Raw genomic sequence first — 18,856 nt, forward strand, 5'->3', positions numbered from 1 at the left:
AACTTTTTCTAAATTTGCGCCCGATGATTCGTTTTAAACATAAGCCTATCGACAAGTCCGAGTCCAAGTACAAGAGACTGAGTCGTATTTACTATAACCGCATGTTCCCCAAGCGTCAGGATGCGCTCAAGGTGGCATGGTCGGTTGCCGCAGGCGTCTTTATCGGTATTTGGCCCACTATCGGTGTTGCGATTATTTTGACGGTTGCCTTTTGCGCCTTGTTCAGGCTTCCGAAGGTGCCTGGGATTGTTTCTTCTTTCGTTGCAAACCCACTGACCCAGTTCGGTTTCTTTTACCCCTCGGGTTATGCCATCGGTTGCAAGATCCTGAACCCTGAAAAGATCAATTTTGACTTCCTTTCGGAATTTGAAGGACTCTCCTTCAAGAACTGTATTTCGGTCATTTCGCACTTGTGGCACGATGCCGCTGGCCACTTGGCAGCCTTCATGCTGGGAATTACCATTGTGGCGGCTATTGGCGGTGCCATATTCTTTTTCTTGGCCTATTTTATTGTAAATTATCGCAAAAAAAAGTGGCTGGATGCAAAGACAAGCTACATCCAGAGCTTGATTGCAGAAGACGAAGCTTTAATTAAAGCAGCACACAAAGGAAAACACCCTATGATGCATATTTATCCGTTCAAGGCGCTGCGTCCGGTGAACCCGGCCGAAGCCGAAACGATTTCTGCCCTCCCGTACGACGTGATGAACCGCGCCGAAGCGAAGGCCATGGCCGAAGGGCTTCCGCATTCCTACTTGCGCGTGACTCGCGCCGAATTGGAATTGCCGGATGAACTCGACGCTTACGATCCCAAGGTTTACGCCCATGCCCGCGAAAACCTGGACAAGATGATTGCCGACGGCGTGATTGCTTACGACAAGAAGCCTTGCCTCTATGTTTACCGCCAGACCATGAACGGTCGCGAACAGTACGGCCTCGTTTGCTGCGTGCCCGCTGCTGACTACTTCAACGGCATTATCAAGAAGCACGAACTGACCCGCGCCGATAAGGAAGAAGACCGTCTGCGCCACGTGCTCGCCACCAACGCCAACACCGGTCCGGTGTTCCTGACTTACCGCGATCAGGGCCAGTTCGACGTGTTCGGTGCCGTGACCAAGCGTAAGCCCGTTTACGACTTCGTGAGCAAGGGCGACGGTTTCGGCCACACGGTTTGGGTCATCGACGACGATGCCGAAATCGAAGCTATCCGCAAGTCTTTCGAAGCCGTTCCGGTGAGCTACATTGCCGACGGTCACCACCGCAGTGCTGCCGGTGCTCGCGCCGCTAGCTTCCGCGCTGAACAGAACCCGAACAACACCGGTGACGAAGAATACAATCGTTACCTCGCCATCCTCTTCCCGAGCACCCAGCTCAAGATTCTTGACTACAACCGCGTTCTCAAGGACTTGAACGGCCGTACTCCGGAACAGCTCATGGACGAAATGAAGAAGGTGTTCGATATTGCCGAACTCGACAAGATGCAGAGCCCGGCCAAGCAGAACCAGGTGAACTTCTACATGGGCGGCAAGTGGTATGCTTGCACCTTCAAGGCCGAATACCTCAAGAACCTCGGCCCGGTGGACAGCCTCGACGTGGCTCTCCTCCAGAAACTTATCCTCAAGCCGCTCTTCGATATCGACGACCCGCGCACTTCCAAGCGCATCGACTTTGTCGGTGGCATCCGCGGTCTCGGCGAACTCGTGAAGCGTGTGGATAGCGGTGAATGCGCTTGCGCCTTCGCTATGTATCCGACGACTCTTGATCAGCTCATGAACATCGCCGATGCTGGCGAAATCATGCCGCCGAAGAGCACCTGGTTTGAACCCAAGCTCCGCGACGGTCTGCTGGTTCACTCTCTGGATTAAGAGACCGAACGGGCTAGTTTCTAGCCAACAAAAATTAAAGGCGCTTCACTTTGTGTGAGGCGCTTTCTTTTTTTCTTTGAAATTGATTGAAGATTTTTATTCGTTGCTTGTGGCGTTGTTGTTTGGAACTTCTTTGCTTTCTTCTTTGTTGGGCTCCTCTTCCGGAGCTAAAAGCGCAAGTGCGTAATCGATTGCCAGGTTGGTGTAGTGGAGAATGGGGTTGATGACCTTTGCCTTGAATCGGTCTGGCCATTCCATATAAAGCCCAATAATATCCTTATGAGTGAAGTAACCCATTTCGCGAGAATCCGAACAGCTGGAACCCTTCAGGCAGGTCATGTAGTAGCAGTCCTCTTCGATGACGATCATGTTCAAGGGCTCGTCCAGGTATTGTTCCGGTTCGGGCTCGGCGGGCTTTGCGGCTACGGAATCCTTTTGGGTAGAATCGGCTTTTGCTGCTTTCGAAGAATCGACTTTGACTGTATCCTTGTCTTCGGCGGTGGTGTCCATTGCGGAAGGCGGGGGAGAGAGTTCCAATTTGGCCGGCTTTAGGCGGAACAGTTCTCGCTTGATCTTGATTGGGGCGTTGCCCGGTTCGGCCTGGCGGATCTGGAGTTCGATCAGGTAGCGGTCTTGCCAGGGCAAGAAATCGACTTCCTTGAGGCTCACCTGGCGGTTTGCAATTTTGGTGGCACCCACGCGGTCAATGTTGATTTCGCGGTCCCCTTGCCAGAGGCTAGACTTGACTGCGATTTTTTCACCATGGGTGTGCAAGTAGGTGAGGATGTAGTCCTGCTCCACTTCGTTTAATTTGTCAAAATAGAGGGTATCTCCGGCCTTGGGAATGTAGATGGTCTTGCTTTGGATAAACGCATCTTCACCCTTCCACGTGAAATTGCGATGGGGGGTACGGACTCGTCCCTTGTCGGTGATTTCGATGGAATCGCCTGGCATGGCAAGAACCCTGCGGACCATGGTCTCGCCGCTTTTCAGCGTAAGCCAGACGACGTCCTGGTCTTTTACCTGGGCCAGGCATTGGGGGAGTTTGCACATCCAGTGGGTGGACTGCTCCTTGAACTTGGGCGTCATGGAGGCGTCCATGATTTTTACCGGTGCAAACGCGTAGATACGTCCGACAAAAGAGACGCCGAGCACAATCAGCAAAAACAGGAACAACAGAAAGATATGGCTCCGCGAATTTTTTCGCTGAAGCATTTTAACCTTTCTGGAAAGTCCTGACATGAACAAATTAATCTCCGTTGCTGGTAGAATTATCACTCAGGGAAAGCACGGCGAGGAAGGCCTTCTGCGGCACTTCCACAGAGCCGATGCTCTTCATGCGCTTCTTACCTTCCTTCTGCTTTTCGAGGAGCTTGCGCTTACGGGTAATGTCGCCGCCGTAGCACTTGGCGAGCACGTCCTTACGCACGGCCTTCACCGTAGAGCGGCTGATAATCTTCCCGCCGATGGCACCCTGGATGGCCACGTCGAACTGCTGGCGCGGAATGAGGTCTTTAAGCTTGACGCAGATGGCGTTGGCGTAGGTGTGTGCCTTGTCCTTGTGGATAATCACCGAGAAGGCGTCCACCGGATCACCGTTTAAGAGAATGTCCAGCTTCACCAGGTTGTTGCGGCGGTATTCGCTGGGGGCGTAGTCGAGGCCTGCGTAGCCGCGGCTCACGGACTTCAGTCGGTCGTAGAAGTCGAACATGATTTCGGCCAGCGGCAAGTGGTACTTGAGAATCACCTTTTCTTCGTCCAGGTATTCCATGGTCTCGAATTCGCCGCGCTTTTCTTCGCACAGCGTCATGAGGGCACCCACGAATTCCTTGGGCGTAAAGATCTGAGCCTTCACGTAAGGTTCTTCAATGTGGTCGTAGCGGCTGGCGTCCGGAAGCTTGGAGGGGCTTTCGATTTTCACCATGGTGCCGTCACTCATGTACACGTGGTATTCCACGTTGGGTACCGTGGTAATGATGTCCACGTTGAATTCGCGGTCCAGGCGTTCCTGTACGATTTCCATGTGAAGAAGTCCGAGGAAGCCGGTGCGGAAGCCGAAGCCCAGGGCTTCGGAAGTTTCAGGTTCCCAGCTCAAGGCGGAATCGTTCAGGCGGAGCTTTTCCAATGCTTCGCGCAAGTCCTTGTAGTCTTCCGGATTGATGGGGTAGATGCCGGAATAGATCATCGGCAAGATATCCTTGTAACCCGGGAGCGGTTCTGCGGCAGGGTTGGCGGAATCGGTCAATGTGTCGCCGATTTTCACGTCGCTGATGGTCTTCACGTTTGCAAGCACGTAACCTACCATGCCTTCCGAAAGTTCGGGGCGCGGGTCACGGCGCATGCTGAAGGTTCCGACTTCGGTCACCATGTATTCGCCGCCGGTCTTCATCATCTTGATCTTCATGCCGGCCTTGAGGGTACCTTCCACAATGCGGATGTAGTTGATCACGCCGCGGTAGGAGTCGTAAACGGAGTCAAAGATGAGGGCCTTCAGGGGCTTACCGCTGTCACCCTTGGGGGCGGGAATTTCGTCCACGATCTTGTCCAGCACCTGTTCAACATTCAGGCCCGTCTTTGCAGAAATGCGGGGAATCTTGTCGGGGTCGTAACCCAGGAGGTCACCCACCAGCTGTGCGATGTGATCGGGCTGCGCGCCCGGAAGGTCTACCTTGTTCAGTACCGGGATGATTTCCAAATCGTTTTCCAGGGCCAGGTAGAGGTTCGAAAGTGTCTGGGCTTCGATACCCTGGCTGGCGTCCACCACCAGGATTGCGCCTTCGCAAGCGGCCAGGGAACGGCTGACTTCGTAGGTAAAGTCCACGTGCCCCGGAGTGTCGATCATGTTCAAGATATATTCTTTGCCGTCTTTTTCATAGACCATGCGGATGGCGTGGGCCTTGATGGTGATGCCCCTTTCGCGTTCCAGGTCCATGTCGTCCAAGAGCTGGTTCATCATCTCGTTTTTAGAGACGGTCTTCGTCAGTTCGATCATGCGGTCGGCAAGAGTAGATTTGCCGTGGTCAATGTGGGCGATAATGCTGAAATTTCTGATGTTGTCGTTTTGCGGCATAAGTGCGATAAGATTATCGGGTGAATCCTGCTTTTTTTCGGGCTAAATATAGAAAATGCGCATGTAGGCTTTGACAAAAAAAGCTATATTTGCGATATAAAATAAAGAAGTGCACCATCAATCATGGTTGATATGAAAAGACCTTTAGTTCTTGTCGCCCTTGTTTCCGCTCTTGTTCTTGGCTTCTTCAGTTTTGGATTTGCCGAAGGAAAAGTGTTCAACAAGGATTACTCCGGTATTAAGTCAATTGAAGCCACCATCGAAACCCACGAAGGCAAGATCCTGTTGGAGCTTGATTTCAAGGCCGCCCCGAATACGGTTGCCAATTTTGTGGACCTTGCGAACAAGGGCTTTTACAATGGTTTAACCTTTCACCGCGTCATTCCGGGCTTTATGATCCAGGGTGGTGATCCCGAGGGCAATGGCAGGGGTGGTCCCGGTTATTCCATCGACGACGAAATCAGCTCTTTAAAGCACGAAGCCGGGGTTATTTCCATGGCTAATCGTGGCCCGAATACGAACGGCTCGCAGTTTTTCATCACGCAGACTCCGCAGCACCACCTAGATGGCAAGCATACGGTTTTCGGCAAGGTTCTTGAAGGCGAAGATGTGGTTTGCCGTATTGAACAAGATGATAAAATTATTAACATCTCTATCGTGGAAAAGAAGTAATCTATGAGTTCTAAAAAAGCATCGTCCAAGGCAGCCAAGGCTCCGGCAAAGAAACCCGCAGCTAAGCCTGCAAAGAAGACCGCTCCTGCTAAACCTGCAGCCAAGGCTCCGGCAAAGAAACCTGTTGCCAAGCCCGCCAAGAAGGCCGCACCTGCAAAGCCTGCCAAGGCTGCTCCTGCGAAAAAGCCTGCTGCAAAGCCCGCAGTCAAGGCTCCGGCAAAAGCTGCCAAGCCCGCCGCTGCCCCGAAGGCTAAGGACTCTAAGAAAGCTGTTGCCAAGGTTGCCGCTAAGCCGGCCGCCAAGGCCGTTGCTCCTAAGGCTGCTGCCAAGCCTGCAAAGAAGGCTGCTCCTGTTGCCGCTAAGCCTGCCAAGGCTGCTCCGGCTGCAAAGCCTGTTGCAAAGGCTCCCGCCAAGGTTGCTGCTCCCAAGGTTGTTGCAAAGCCTGAACCGAAGGCCGCTCCTGCAAAAAAGCCTGTGGAAAAGCCCGTAGAAAAGGCTCCCGCAAAGGTTGAAACCAAGCCTGTTGCAAAGCCCGTAGAAGTTGAACCGGCCGTAGAAGAAACTCCGGTTGTAGAAAAGAAGTCCAAGAACGCTCCTGACTACGCCTATGCCGTGCTCCTCCAGGGGGTGAAGCGTCTTTCGAAGACCATCATGTTCATCAAGGTGGACGAATCTGAAGACCGCTCCAACAAGAAGAAGATGTCCAGCGACGTCAAGAATCTTGACATGAAGCCGACGTCTGCAATCCGCCACAAGTCCTCCCTTGCTGAAGAAACCCAGGAAGAACTGACGGAACGTATCCTCAAGGAACTGGAAGAACAGAACAAGATGTTCGAACGCGAAGCTGCAACGCAGATGTGCACGCGCTGCAACCGCAATCTGGTTTCTCCGGAATTCTGGGTCGACAAGCACCTGGGCTTCTGCGAAGAATGTGCCGCCATCCTTAAGCTCGGTCAGTCCAAGGAAGCCCGCAAGGTGGAATACCAGCTGGGTGCCATGGACGGCGATTCCCTGGATGAAGAAGATGACGATATTATCGGACCGGACGCCGACGACCTGAAGGAAGCTGAAGAAGATCTCGCCGATATGGAAGATTAGTCCTTTTGGACAGGTGGCGAATCTGGTTCGCCAAGACATTTAAAAATCCGCTCCCGGTTCGACCGAGGGCGGATTTCTTTTATAAGCGAGTTTGTGGGAACGATGCGCCGTAGGCGGCGCAGTCAATCTTTAGTTCACCTTGCGCATGACGCCGATGAGCTTGCCGGCGATGGAGAAGTGCTTGTCCTTCTTGACGATGATCGGGCGGTAGCGCGGGTTTGCCGGGCGCAGTTCGATATGGTCTGCAGCGGGGTGGTAGTACTTGACCGTAGCTTCGTTGTCGACCTGGGCCACGATGATTTCGCCGCGGTCGGCAGTCTTTTGCTGGCGGGCGAAAATCAGGTCGCCGTCGAGAATGCCTGCGTTGATCATGGAATCGCCCTTGACACGGAGAGCAAAGACATCGGAACGGCAAGCAAGGAAGTCGCGGTCGATGGTGACGGTGCCTTCGAGGTTCTGCACGGCAAGAATCGGCGTACCGGCGGCTACGCGGCCCACGATAGGAATTTCAATGGTATTGGTCGGTGCTTCCGAAGATTCGCTGTTGCCGCTGTCGACAACTTCGATGCCGCGGCTCAGTCTGGGGGAGCGGTTGATGTAGCCCTTCTTGATGAGGGCGGCGAGGATGGAACGGACGCCGTTCGTCGAAGAAATTTCAAAATGGTTGCCGATTTCGCGGACGGTAGGTGGCATGCGGTTTTCCTTGGCGTACTTCTTGATGTATTCCAGGATTTCTTCTTGACGAGTGGTTAGCTCCTTGCGCTTGCTGTTGTTTTCCATAGTAAACCTCGCTTTTTATAAATTCTATGTACAAATATAATGCACAATTGGGCAAATGTCAATAGGTTCACTGCACAAAATTTCATTATTTTACATACAACAATGAAAAAGCCCGCTTTAGGCGGGCTTGCAAAGGAATGTGTAAAGCCGGATTAGTGTACCGGCGGGAAGAACAGGTAGGCGATGGCTATGGCGGCAATGACACCGGCGGCGTCTGCAATCAGGGCGCAGGTGACGGCGTGACGGGTCTTCTTGACGCCTACGGAACCGAAGTAAACGGCGATAATGTAGAATGTGGTATCTGCTGCCCCCTGGAACATGCAGCTCAGGCGGCCTGCAAAACTGTCGGGGCCAAGGGTCTTCATGGCATCGATCATCATGCCGCGGGCTCCGCTTCCGCTCAAGGGTTTCATGATGGCGGTGGGGAGGGCGGGCACGATATCGTTACCGACACCGCAAAGGCCCAGTACCCAAGAGACTCCGTTCAGCAACAGGTCCATGGCTCCGCTGGCACGGAATACGGCCACGCCTACAAGGATTGCTACCAGGTTCGGGATAATCATGACGGCAGTATGGAAGCCGTCTTTAGCGCCTTCTACAAAGGCCTCGTAGGCCTGAACCTTCTTGTACACTGCCAGGCCCATGAAGGCTACGATAATGCCGAACAGAGCGATTCCGCTAATCAGGAGGCTGGTGGTACCGATTGCTTCGGCAGAAAGGCGGCTGAAGTACACCATGATAGAAATGACGCAGGCCGAAAGTCCTGCAAGCCAGGCAACGGTGACGGGGTCCTTCAGCTTAACCTTCTGGAAAAAACTCAGGGCGAAAATGCCGGCCAGGGTGCTGAAGAATGTAGAAAGCAAAAGGGGCAAGAAAACGTCGCTGGGGTTAGAGGCTCCCAGCTGGGCGCGGTAAGTCATGATGCTTACGGGAATCAGCGTAAGGCCGCTGGCGTTCAGCACCAGGAACATAATCTGGGAATTGCTCGCAACGGACTTGTCTTCGTTGGGGTTGATTTCCTGCAGTTGCTTCATGGCCTGTAGCCCCATGGGGGTAGCTGCGTTGTCCAGGCCCAGCATGTTGGCGCTTATGTTCATGAGCATGGTGCCGATGACCGGGTGGTTCTTGGGAATCTCGGGGAACAGGCGGCTGAACAGGGGCGAAACGATCTTGGCGAGAATCTGCACGGCACCGGCCTTTTCACCAATCTTCATGATACCGAGCCAAAGGGAGAGAATGCCCGTAAGGCCGATGGCAATTTCGAAGGCGGTTTTCGACATGTCAAAGGCACCGAGGATTGCCTTGTTGAAAATTCCCGAGTCACCGAACGCCAGCCACTGAACCATGCAAGCGACAAACGCTCCAAAAAAGAAAACAAGCCAAATGATGTTTAAGACCATGTAAGAAAAATAGTAAAATGTTTTTGATATATAAAAATGGCTCCCGGATTTCTCCAGGAGTCCATTTTCAGAATTAACCGAATGTGGGCCTTCGATTAGAAGTCCAAATCGCCGTGATCACCGGTAATTTCATCGAGCATTTCTTCCATGCCGTCGCTGGGATTGTTGCCAGCGGGATTCTGGACGCTCTTGTCAGCAATGCGGGGACCGTTCGGGTTTCCTTCTGCGGAGCAACCGATGAGCGTGATTACGCTTGCGATCAATGCAATTTTGATAATCTTATTCATTCTTTTATCCTCCGATTAGAAAGAAAGGGTTCCGCTGAAGTTACCGATAAGGCCTGCCCAGGCTTCAGAATTCAGGTTTTCAGCAACAGATGCTTCAACAGAGAGGTTCTTGTACTGGAAACGAGCGCCGGCTGTTGCGATGGTAGCGTTGGTCTTCATTCCCATGATGGAAATGTCCGTAGTCACCTTTGCGTTCGGCGTATCGTAGTTGGTCACGTATTCGTCGCTAGCATAGGAGAACACTTCCCAGTTGAATGCTGCACCACCGAAGATAATCCAGCTTTCAGAGATGTTCATTTCAGCAAAGATGTTCGGGCTGGTGTACAGACCGAAGATGCTGTAGCTATCCTTCTTCTTGGCACCCTTGTTGTCCAGTTCGTCGAAGAAGACGAGCGGGAGTCTGGAGTTCAAACCGAGAAGAACGCGGGATTCAGCATTGGAAAGCACCGGGAAACCGATGTTGAAGAAGGGCTGGATGAGGGTGTTTGCCGTGGGGCCGGTGGCTTCGGTCGTTTCCTTGGCGCCGTTGGCACCGAAGTTAACGTCCTTGGTGAAGTCCTTGTGACGGACCACATCTGCACCTACGGACCATGCAAACGTGCTGCCAGACGGTGCGTTGGAGAGGGCGACCTTTCCGCCCAGATCCCAGTAGTCTTCGTCGTGTTCAATGTCGCCGCTTTCGGTATCGGTTTCAAGGGCGTATGTGTTCCAGTAGGCGTTGATGGTGAGGTCGACGGTGCCGAGCGGAGCTGCGAAGGTTGCTCCGATGTAGTCGTTCGGCTGCGTGACGGACACGTCACCTTCGCCCTTGCCGTTGTCGCTCTTGACTTCGGCGGAGCCCCACTTCTTGTCGAGGGCTACATCGAGAGTAACGCCGAAGGCCTTGGTTGCAATACCTGCAGTCACCAGACCCAGGTCGCCTTCGTTACGGTCGAAGGCGAGCAAGTAGGTCATGCTGCCCGAAGTGAGGGAGAGAGCACCGTACTTGTCGGAGGGTTCCACATAGAAAAGCTTGCTGCCAGCCATCTTGTAAGGCACGGCGATGTTGCCACGGACGGTAGAAGCTGCGGCTTCATTGGCGACGATGTTGTAAGCGCGGCCGTGAAGAACGTTGAGACCCGTAGCCTGAACTGCAGGAGTAGGTGCAGCGGCTTCTTCGGTTTCAGCAGAAAAGACCGGAGCGGCAGGAGCCGGTTCAGCAGCGGGAGCCGGAGCGGCAGGAGCTTCTTCCTGGGTGCTTTCGGCTGCAGGGGAGGATTCATCTTCGTATTCGTCATCGTAATCTTGTGCAACTGCAGCAGATACTGCAAGTGCAGAGATTACAGAAATAAGCTTAATGTTCATTAAAATCTCCTTACGAGATAGGTTGGGGGTTTTAGGGCAATATAACAAAAAGGCTACGGCACTTCAAGCCGTAACCTTGTATGTTGTACTTTATTTTCAATATGTTGTATTGAAAAAACTTTACTTTGTAAAACTACTTTAATAAAGCTTGTTTTTTAGTAAAACTATTTTTTCGGTTCAATAATCTCAAGCCCGCCCATGTACGGACGCAGCACTTCGGGGATCTTGAGCGAGCCGTCTTTCTGCTGGTAGTTGTCGCAGATGCCGACCATCACGCGCGGAGTGGCGAGGCCAGAACCGTTCAAGGTGTGAACGTAAACGTTCTTGCCACTGATCTTGGTCTTGATGTTGGCGCGACGTGCCTGGTAGTCTTCGAAGTTGGAGCAGGAGCTGACTTCGAGCCACTTCTTTTCGACCGGAGCATAGACTTCAAGGTCGTAGCACTTGGCGGCACCGAAACCGAGGTCGCCCTTGCAGAGGGCGAGACGGTGGTAGGGAAGGCCCAGCTTTTCGAGGAGCATTTCGCCGAAGCGGGTGAGCTCTTCGTGGTCTTCGTAGCTCTTTTCCGGGTGGGCGAAGTAGACCATTTCTACCTTGTTGAACTGGTGCAGACGGAGGAGACCGCGGGTGTCCTTACCGTAAGAACCGGCTTCGCGGCGGAAGCAAGCGGAGTAGGCGCAAATGCGCTTCGGAAGTTCAGATTCCGGAATCACTTCGCCGGAGTAGAGGTTGGTCAGCGGGACTTCTGCAGTCGGGATGAGGAACAGGTCGTCATCCTTGTCGCAGCGGTACATATCTTCTTCGAACTTGGGGAGCTGGCCCGTGCCGCGCATGGTGTTGCGGGTCACCAGGTACGGAGGAGTGAATTCTTCGAAGCCGGCCTTCTGGTGTTCGTCAAGGAAGAACTGGATGAGGGCGCGTTCCAGGCGAGAGCCGAGACCGCGGTAAACCGGGAAGCCGGAACCGGAAATCTTGGCGCCGCGTTCAAAGTCAAAAATGCCGAGGCGTTCGCCCAAGGTCTTGTGGTCCACGCGGGCGAAATCGTCGTTCTTGGTGTAGTAGTCGGCGGGAATCGGGCCGTCTTTTTCGACCACGTTGTCGGAGCTGTCCTTGCCTTCCGGAGAGCGGGGGGCAATGTTCGGCACGTGCATGAGCATTTCGGTCTGCTTGTAGTCCAGTTCCTTCAGCTTCTTGTCGAGTTCGTCGATCTTGTTGCCGAGTTCGCGAGTAGCGGCCTGGGCTTCGTCAGCGTTTTCGCCCTTCTTCTTGAGTTCGCCAATCTTCTTGGACTGGGCGTTGCGTTCGCTCTTGAGGCGTTCCACTTCGGTGAGGAGCGGGCGGCGTTCGTTATCGACGGCCAGTACGTCACGAAGGCTCACGGTCGTATACTTCTTTTCGGTTTCAGCAATATAATATTCCGGATTTTCGCGGATTTTCTTGATGTCAAGCATTTTATGCCTCGGTTGAGAAAATTTTCGGCTGATAATATAGAAATTTATCTGTTGTTTGTGACAACAACGTTATTGGTTCTTGGCCTGTAGCGTTCCCTATTTTGGGGTATATATTATGGATAAGTATTATAAACTTTTAGGGAGTGAAAAATGAAATATTTGTTACCAATTCTGGCAGCAGCGTCTTTTACCTTTGCCCAGTGGGGTGGTTGGGGTGGAGGCGGAAATGAAAAAACTTTGAGCGATTACCAGAAAAAGTCCGTTTCGGGCCGAGAAATCCATGTATACGCTCCGTCAAACCTTCCGGAAAATAGTCCGCTGCTCATTTCGTGCCACGGCATGGACCAGGACCCCACTTACCAGCAAGACAATACCCATTGGGAAGCTGTAGCCGATACGGCGGGCTTTGTGGTTGTCTATCCGAGAGGTGGTACGAGTTACAGCACCTGGGATATCAGCGGTGACAAGGATACCAAATGGATGGTCGAAATTATTGACCAGATGTACAACGACTACAAGATCGATAAGAAACGTGTGTATCTTTCGGGCTTCTCTATGGGCGGTATGTTCACTTATAATGCCATGAGCAAGATTGCCGACAAGATTGCCGCTTTTGCGCCTACTTCCGGTACAAATGTGATGGGTGCATCGAAGGCACAGCGCCCTGTTCCTATCATTCATCCCCATGGAACGACCGATGACGTTCTGCATTATAGCGATGTCGAAGGCTTTATCAAGAATTACCGCGACCAGTTCAAGTGCCCGTCGCAGGCTGAAGTTCAGGACAATTACCCCCACCAGGGTGAAAAGGCTACGATGTACACTTGGGGTCCCTGCGATGGCGGTGTCTATATCAAGCACATGAAGCTTGAAGGACGTGGTCACATGCCTTCCAAGAACGAAGTTTCGGACATCTGGAATTTCTTGAAGCAATGGGACGTGAATGGCCTTATTAGCGAAAAACCTGAACCAGAATCTTCGAGTTCTTCCGAAATTGCAAATCAGGAACTGTCTTCTTCTAGTCAGGGTACCGAAGCCTTGCACATGGATCCTAGCCTGGCCTTGGTTTCTGTCTACAAGTCCTCTGATAACAGCATCGTGGTCTCCAATGCCCAAGGCAAGTCTATCATGGTGTTCAATAGTCTCGGCCATATCGTCCGTACTACCCGCGGTACCGGAAACGTACAGAAGGTCTATACCGGAGCCAAGGGCGTGTATATCGTGAAGGTCGGTTCAAGGACTTTCAAGACCTCGCTTTAAGAGTTACTGGTTAGATTCTTAAATAGGTGTTTGATGCATTGTCCACGGCGAGTTATTGCCGTGGACTTTTTAAATGTTCTATATTTGCAGTATGTTTTCTAGGATCTTGTCTCGTTTACTTTGTTTTGTCGCGATTGCCCTTTTTGCGGGGCTCTTGAGTGGTTGCTATAGCTTTACGGCGTCTACTTTGCCGAGCCACATCAAGACTGTCAAGATACACGAAGTTGAAGACAAGACCCTGGACCCGGTGCTGGCGAACAACATCCGCGAGGGCGTGGTCGAGATGTTCCGCAAGAATGCGGGCGGCGTGCGTCTTGTGACTGGCGAAGCCAATGCGGACTTCGAGATGAGCCTTTTGAGCTACACCAACAAGCCTGAAAACTATAACAGTAACAGCGATGTGGAAACCTACCGCGTCACCATTCGCGTGAGCGTGAAGTTCTACGATAACGTGAAAGAAAAGATCATTTACGAATCCAAGTCCCTAAGCGCCGAAGGCACTTACGATGTGCAGGCAAACGAGACTGAAGACCGCCATGGCCAGGCCCGAGCCATCGAAAAGCTCCAAGACCTGATTATCACAAACGCCCTTGCAAAGTGGTAGCTGCTACGCAGCGCCGATAATAGTCAGTGCTGCTCTCGCAAAATGGTAGCTTAATCCCCTCAAAAAAACACACCGCCTTCGATAGAATCTCGGGCGGTGCTAGGGGTTGGTTTGGATACTTATAAATTAAACTTATTAATCCGAAAAAGTCACCTAAAATCTTGTAAAATATTTTTTCACAACGACTTACGTGTTTCTTACGGACTTAAATGTAACTTTTTTACCCGGTTTTTAAAGGGTGAAAAATTCCCTCTGTGACGCTCTTCACAGTGACCGGTTCTTCGTTCAACAGGGCTTCGGTCAGGGTAGAGCCCCTGTAGGTCAGTTTTAGCGAAAAGAAGGGCTCTCCACGTTCCAAGAGGGCGAGGAAAATCAGGTCCCCGTCCCAGTGGGGGAGCTTTGCCACGTCTTCCTTGGGGACCCATTCCAGCGTGCCTTCGTCGCATTCCTTGATGTCGCCAGTGAACTCGGTGGCGGTAAACAGGTGCATGAATTCCGTCTGGTCCATGCCGTCGCTGATGAAAGTGACGATGCCGCGGTACCTGGGGCGAATCAGGGTGAGACCCGTTTCTTCCAGCGCTTCGCGCTTGATGCAGTCTTCGGGGGATTCCCATTCCTCGAACTTGCCGCCAATGCCGATCCACTTGTCCTTGTTGATATCGTTCTTTTTCTTGACGCGGTGGAGCAGCAGGTACTTGCCGTCTTGTTCGATGTAGCAGAGGGTTGTGTTCAGCATTTTAGTAGACAGTAGGAAGTAGACAGTGATTAGTGTGAGCAAAAAGCGACCGGTATTAACCGGTCGTATTTGTGATTAGCCGAGTGCGGCAATCCGTGAGCCACAAGCGGCTCGTCTTAACGAGCCGTGGTGGCGAGAGCACTTGCCAATCGTAGGTTCTAGTTGCACTTAGGCAAGTGCGGCTATAATAGCGTCGCCCATGCCAGTCGTGCCGACCTTGGTGCAGCCTTCCTGGTAGATATCGCCAGTGCGGAAGCCCTGAGCAATGACCTTTTCGCAGGCAGCTTCGATAGCCTTTGCTGCTTCTTCTTCCTTGAAGGTGTAGCGGAGCATGAGGGCCACGGAGAGGATCTGGGCGAGCGGGTTAGCAATACCCTTGCCTGCGATGTCCGGAGCAGAACCACCGGCCGGTTCGTAGAGACCGAAGGAACCTTCGGCGATAGAAGCGGACGGGAGGAGACCCATGGAACCGGTGAGCATTGCGCATTCGTCGGTGAGGATGTCGCCGAAGAGGTTCGGGCAGAGGAGCACGTCGAATTCACGCGGGCGCTTGAGGAGCTGCATAGCAGCGTTGTCCACGTAGAGGTGTTCGAGAGTGAGTTCCGGATAGTCCTTGATGACTTCGTTCACGACTTCGCGCCAGAGAACGCTCGTGGTGAGCACGTTGGCCTTGTCGATAGAGGCAACCTTCTTGTTGCGGAGCATAGCGGCGTCGAAAGCGAAGCGGGCAATGCGTTCGACTTCGTAGCGGCTGTACTTCATGGTGTCAAAGCCGATTTCTTCCTTGGAGCCCGGAACGCCTTCGCGGCCCTTCGGCTGGCCAAAGTAAACGTCACCCGTCAGTTCGCGGACAGTGAGGATGTTGAAACCGTCGCCAACGATGTCAGCGCGGAGCGGGCAAGCGCCTGCGAGTTCCTTATAGACGCGGGCCGGGCGGAGGTTGCAGAAAAGCTTGAAGTGCTTACGGAGCGGCAGAAGGGCACCGCGTTCCGGCTGCAGGTTCGGGGGGAGGTGTTCCCACTTCGGGCCACCCACGGAACCGAAAAGAATACAGTCAGAAGCTTCACCGAGCTTGAGGGTGCTTTCCGGAAGCGGAGAACCGCTTTCGTCATAGGCGGCACCACCGACGTTTGCCCATTCGGCGTTCACGTCGAAGCCGAACTTCTTGGAAACGACGTCCAGCACGCGGACAGCTTCTTTCATCACTTCGGGGCCGATACCGTCGCCCGGAAGCACTGCAATCTTGTAATTCTTGCTCATTGTTAATCCTTGGTTTAAATTTTGACCAAGGCAAAGATAGAAAAAAAGGAACCTTGTGGTTCCTTTCGCTTGAAATGTCGATGAAATTAATCGTCGTTTTCGTTGCCCGAGGGCTTTTTGCAATTGGTCGTTGCCCAGTTGGTTTGCTTGAAACATGTTCTTCTGGTGTAACAACATCCCTCGGCGTTGTTAGTTGTTATTTCGCAATTGCAAGCGATTCCGTCTCCATTGGGTTCTTCACCATCAACAGCGTCAACAAGGTCTCCGTTGGAGCAGACAACCATGAATCCCCCAGTGTGATAAGCCTTGTTAATGCAGGTCTGCAGGGTGTTGTGGCATTTGCCGAAGTAGGTTCCCAAGGCGTTGCACGATACGCGGCGCGTCTCGTTTGTAAGGTCAAATTCGAAATCTTCCACGCGTTCTTTAGGATTGGAGACTGGTTTGTGATTATTCCAGTTGTACCCGTGAACATTTTTTGCGGCCATTTTTTCTTCGGGAATCAGGGCCTTCCATTTCTGTTTCGTCTCGAAACTCCTGAACGGCGGGTAGTCGGGATCTTCATCCTTGAGAATTTGTTTGCAACGTTTCTCATCGTAGCAGGGGTTTGGATTGGAGGGAGATCCCTCCATTGGCTCACCCCAGCATGGATCACAATCAGAACATTGGTTTATGTCGCATTCGTACGCCATTATCTGTGGATCGGTGCCTTCTCTACAAGCGACGGGACATTTGTAATTGTCCTTGTCGAGCGGGTCGAACTTGTTATGGAGCCGTTCCCATTGCCCGTCCACGCACCTGTACATGACGGCATTGTTGTTGTTGTCGTTGTCGCACCTCAGTTCGCCGTTCAGGCATTCGCCGCAGATGGCCTTGTCGGTACGGCACGACTTGTTGCCGCATATGGAAATGGCTTTCTTGGCTTCGCCGGCGACACATTCGTAGACGGTTCCCTTTCCGGTTTCATCGTTGGTGCAGGTGTGTTCGTAGTTCGTGCACTCGCCGCAACCGTTGTCGCGCGGGTCGCAGGATTTCCCGTTACAGCTCTCGGTTACTTTCTTGCCCTTTTCGCAGCGGGTGACGGTCGCCTTGAAGTTCTTGTCCTCGGCACAGGTCTGTACGTCATTGAGGCATTCGCCGCAGTCTGAGCCCTTTTCGTTGCAAGAGACCGTGCCGCACGAGCGGTTCACGGCGACTCCCTTCACGCATTCCTTGACAATGCCGATGCTTGCAGGGCTGTCGGAGCATGTACTCTTGTAGCTGTCGTCGCATTCGATTTCAACAGCGTCCTTGTTCGCACATTCCTTGCTCTTGGTGTTGCAGAGAACGCCTTCGTCGCAGGATACTTCGTCGCAGACGCAAGCCCCGTCTTTTGCCGTACCGCCAGATGCCTTGCACAAGTCGGCGAAGGTAGTGGTGGAGGAAGTGCTGGATTTGATGTCCGAAGCTATATCAGAGGGCTTGCTTTGGTTGCTGCAGACGCCTGTGATGGTGTTACAGACGGCACCGACATCGCAGAGCTCATTTTTACAGGAGCAGGCTCCATCTTTCATGGAACCACCGGAGGCTTTACACAGGTCGGTGAACTTCTTGAGTTCGTCCTTGGTCATGGACGAAGAGCTCATCTTGCTGATTGAAGAACTTGATGTTTCCTTGGAGGCTACGGGAATCCAGTTCGCGTCATCGCAATAATACTGGGCGTCTTCTTTTTTGGCGTAGACGGTATCGCCTTGGTTGTCTTCTCCGCAAATGCCGAGCTCGTAAATCGAGTTGACTTCCGTAATCACTTTGCGGCTAGAAGAATCGTCATCTCCACAGGCCGCAAGGAATGCGGCGACAGTCAGAGCTGGAAACAAAAGAATTTTTTTCATTTTAGCCTCTGCTTTTATCTTTTGTTCAAATATACCTAGAATCTAGGGAGGCGTCAAATCAATGTTTGGGCCGATGGTAAGAATTTATCTGTTTGCAGACCGTGCGGTCGTTTATTTTCCGGCCATTTCTCTAGGATGGTAGGCGCGGTGTTCTTGCTTGATGAATTCTTTGTCGATATGCGTGTAGATTTGCGTGGTGCTGATGTCGGCGTGGCCCAATAGTTCCTGCAGCACGCGCAGGTCCATGCCCGCTTCCAGGCAGTGGGTGGCAAAGCTGTGGCGGAAGGTGTGGGGCGAGACCTGCTTGGCGAGGTGCATGGTATGCTGCTGCACGATTTTCCAGGCCCCCATGCGGGTCATGGGTTTGCCTCTGGAATTCAAAATTATGTTGTCCGTGGTCGGATGGGTGAGTGGCCTGCCAAGTTCGATCCAGGCCTTTAGATTCTCTTTCGCCTTGCTGCCCAGGGGGACTAGGCGTTGCTTGTTGCCCTTGCCGATGGGCGTGAGCCATTCGTTGTCCAGGTCCAGCTGCGAAAGCTTGATGCTCAGGGTTTCCGAAATTCGGAGGCCTGCGCTGTACATGAGTTCGAATAGGGCGGTGTCTCTGAGCGGATTCTTGCCGTTGGCGGCACTTTCAAAAACGCTGTCGATTTCTTCGCGGGTCAGGTACTGCGGCAGGTAATGCCCGAGTTTCGGGCGGTCCAGCATCGATTCCGTGCTGAAGTCGTATTCGCCCTGGCTCTGCATGTATTTGAGGAATCCGCGCAGGCTCGAAAAATGCCTAGCGATGGACGTGGGGGAGTATTCCTCTTTTCCGGCGGTGAGCGCCAGGAATTCGTCCAGCTTTTCGGGGTTCAGTTCCTTGAGGTCGATCCCGTTGTCATCGAGCCAGCCTACAAAATGCCGCAGGTCTTCCTGGTAACTCTGGATGGTGACTGGTGAAAGGTTCCGCTCCACACCCAAAAAGGCCAAATAGGCATCCATGCGGTTTGAATTAAGGCTCATGAAAAAAATATAGATTTTTTTGAAAAAATGCGCTTTCACCCCTTGACAGGGGCATATTTTAATTCTATAATTGTGCGCGTCCTAAGCGACTATGGATGATTAGCTCAGTTGGTAGAGCAGCTGACTCTTAATCAGCGGGTCGCAGGTTCGACCCCT

General features: G+C 52.6%; 16 protein-coding genes and 1 pseudogene. 6 read left to right on the forward strand and 11 right to left on the reverse strand.

The features are described from left to right. Nucleotides 1-23: 23 nt before the first annotated feature. Nucleotides 24-521: pseudogene (locus tag ACJMNB_RS13355) on the forward strand (DUF2062 domain-containing protein); the annotation flags it as partial. Nucleotides 522-620: 99 nt separating this feature from the next. Continuing rightward, nucleotides 621-1,865, forward strand: coding sequence for a DUF1015 domain-containing protein (locus ACJMNB_RS13360; protein ID WP_405343340.1), 1,245 nt, complete (start codon nucleotides 621-623; stop codon nucleotides 1,863-1,865). A 96-nt stretch (nucleotides 1,866-1,961) separates the two neighbouring features. On the opposite strand, the gene ACJMNB_RS13365 is transcribed toward ACJMNB_RS13360, so the two are convergent. Beyond that, nucleotides 1,962-3,080, reverse strand: a complete 1,119-nt coding sequence (locus ACJMNB_RS13365; RefSeq protein ID WP_405343307.1) for a S26 family signal peptidase — start codon at nucleotides 3,078-3,080, stop codon at nucleotides 1,962-1,964. Nucleotides 3,081-3,114: 34 nt separating this feature from the next. Continuing rightward, nucleotides 3,115-4,935, reverse strand: coding sequence for a translation elongation factor 4 (gene lepA, locus ACJMNB_RS13370; protein ID WP_405343309.1), 1,821 nt, complete (start codon nucleotides 4,933-4,935; stop codon nucleotides 3,115-3,117). Between the two features lie 132 nt (nucleotides 4,936-5,067). Between lepA and ACJMNB_RS13375 the strand changes: the two genes are divergently transcribed. Beyond that, the gene (locus ACJMNB_RS13375) at nucleotides 5,068-5,607 is read left to right on the forward strand and encodes a peptidylprolyl isomerase (protein WP_405343311.1); all 540 of its coding nucleotides are present in this window, start codon (nucleotides 5,068-5,070) and stop codon (nucleotides 5,605-5,607) included. 3 nt (nucleotides 5,608-5,610) lie between these two features. Next, nucleotides 5,611-6,705, forward strand: coding sequence for a hypothetical protein (locus tag ACJMNB_RS13380; RefSeq protein WP_405343313.1), 1,095 nt, complete (start codon nucleotides 5,611-5,613; stop codon nucleotides 6,703-6,705). Nucleotides 6,706-6,834: 129 nt separating this feature from the next. Here the strand turns inward: ACJMNB_RS13380 and lexA are convergent, their stop codons facing one another. The 5 genes from lexA to serS form a co-directional block, all read right to left on the reverse strand. Beyond that, the gene (lexA, locus tag ACJMNB_RS13385) at nucleotides 6,835-7,485 is read right to left on the reverse strand and encodes a transcriptional repressor LexA (protein ID WP_405343315.1); all 651 of its coding nucleotides are present in this window, start codon (nucleotides 7,483-7,485) and stop codon (nucleotides 6,835-6,837) included. Between the two features lie 152 nt (nucleotides 7,486-7,637). After that, complete coding sequence (locus ACJMNB_RS13390) at nucleotides 7,638-8,885, reverse strand: nucleoside recognition domain-containing protein (protein WP_405343317.1); 1,248 nt, start codon at nucleotides 8,883-8,885, stop codon at nucleotides 7,638-7,640. 95 nt (nucleotides 8,886-8,980) lie between these two features. Further along, entirely contained in the window at nucleotides 8,981-9,172 is a 192-nt protein-coding gene (locus ACJMNB_RS13395; RefSeq protein WP_405343319.1) for a hypothetical protein, read from the reverse strand. Nucleotides 9,173-9,187: 15 nt separating this feature from the next. Next, nucleotides 9,188-10,516, reverse strand: a complete 1,329-nt coding sequence (locus ACJMNB_RS13400; RefSeq protein WP_405343321.1) for a hypothetical protein — start codon at nucleotides 10,514-10,516, stop codon at nucleotides 9,188-9,190. Between the two features lie 164 nt (nucleotides 10,517-10,680). Then, complete coding sequence (gene serS, locus ACJMNB_RS13405) at nucleotides 10,681-11,967, reverse strand: serine--tRNA ligase (RefSeq protein WP_405343323.1); 1,287 nt, start codon at nucleotides 11,965-11,967, stop codon at nucleotides 10,681-10,683. A gap of 150 nt (nucleotides 11,968-12,117) precedes the next feature. Between serS and ACJMNB_RS13410 the strand changes: the two genes are divergently transcribed. Both ACJMNB_RS13410 and lptE read left to right on the forward strand, forming a co-directional pair. Beyond that, nucleotides 12,118-13,227: a DUF6383 domain-containing protein gene (locus tag ACJMNB_RS13410; protein ID WP_405343325.1), complete on the forward strand. Its 1,110-nt coding sequence runs from the start codon at nucleotides 12,118-12,120 to the stop codon at nucleotides 13,225-13,227. Nucleotides 13,228-13,318: 91 nt separating this feature from the next. Beyond that, entirely contained in the window at nucleotides 13,319-13,831 is a 513-nt protein-coding gene (gene lptE, locus ACJMNB_RS13415; protein ID WP_405343327.1) for an LPS assembly lipoprotein LptE, read from the forward strand. 220 nt (nucleotides 13,832-14,051) lie between these two features. Here the strand turns inward: lptE and ACJMNB_RS13420 are convergent, their stop codons facing one another. The 4 genes from ACJMNB_RS13420 to ACJMNB_RS13435 form a co-directional block, all read right to left on the reverse strand. Then, the gene (locus ACJMNB_RS13420) at nucleotides 14,052-14,567 is read right to left on the reverse strand and encodes an NUDIX hydrolase (RefSeq protein ID WP_405343329.1); all 516 of its coding nucleotides are present in this window, start codon (nucleotides 14,565-14,567) and stop codon (nucleotides 14,052-14,054) included. Between the two features lie 168 nt (nucleotides 14,568-14,735). Further along, the gene (gene leuB, locus ACJMNB_RS13425; RefSeq protein ID WP_072797651.1) at nucleotides 14,736-15,827 is read right to left on the reverse strand and encodes a 3-isopropylmalate dehydrogenase; all 1,092 of its coding nucleotides are present in this window, start codon (nucleotides 15,825-15,827) and stop codon (nucleotides 14,736-14,738) included. Nucleotides 15,828-15,913: 86 nt separating this feature from the next. Further along, the gene (locus tag ACJMNB_RS13430) at nucleotides 15,914-17,695 is read right to left on the reverse strand and encodes a hypothetical protein (protein ID WP_405343331.1); all 1,782 of its coding nucleotides are present in this window, start codon (nucleotides 17,693-17,695) and stop codon (nucleotides 15,914-15,916) included. 111 nt (nucleotides 17,696-17,806) lie between these two features. Then, nucleotides 17,807-18,700: a tyrosine recombinase gene (locus ACJMNB_RS13435; RefSeq protein WP_405343333.1), complete on the reverse strand. Its 894-nt coding sequence runs from the start codon at nucleotides 18,698-18,700 to the stop codon at nucleotides 17,807-17,809. Nucleotides 18,701-18,856: the final 156 nt, after the last annotated feature.

The sequence above is a fragment of the Fibrobacter sp. genome, assembly GCF_045131395.1.
Classification (GTDB): domain Bacteria; phylum Fibrobacterota; class Fibrobacteria; order Fibrobacterales; family Fibrobacteraceae; genus Fibrobacter.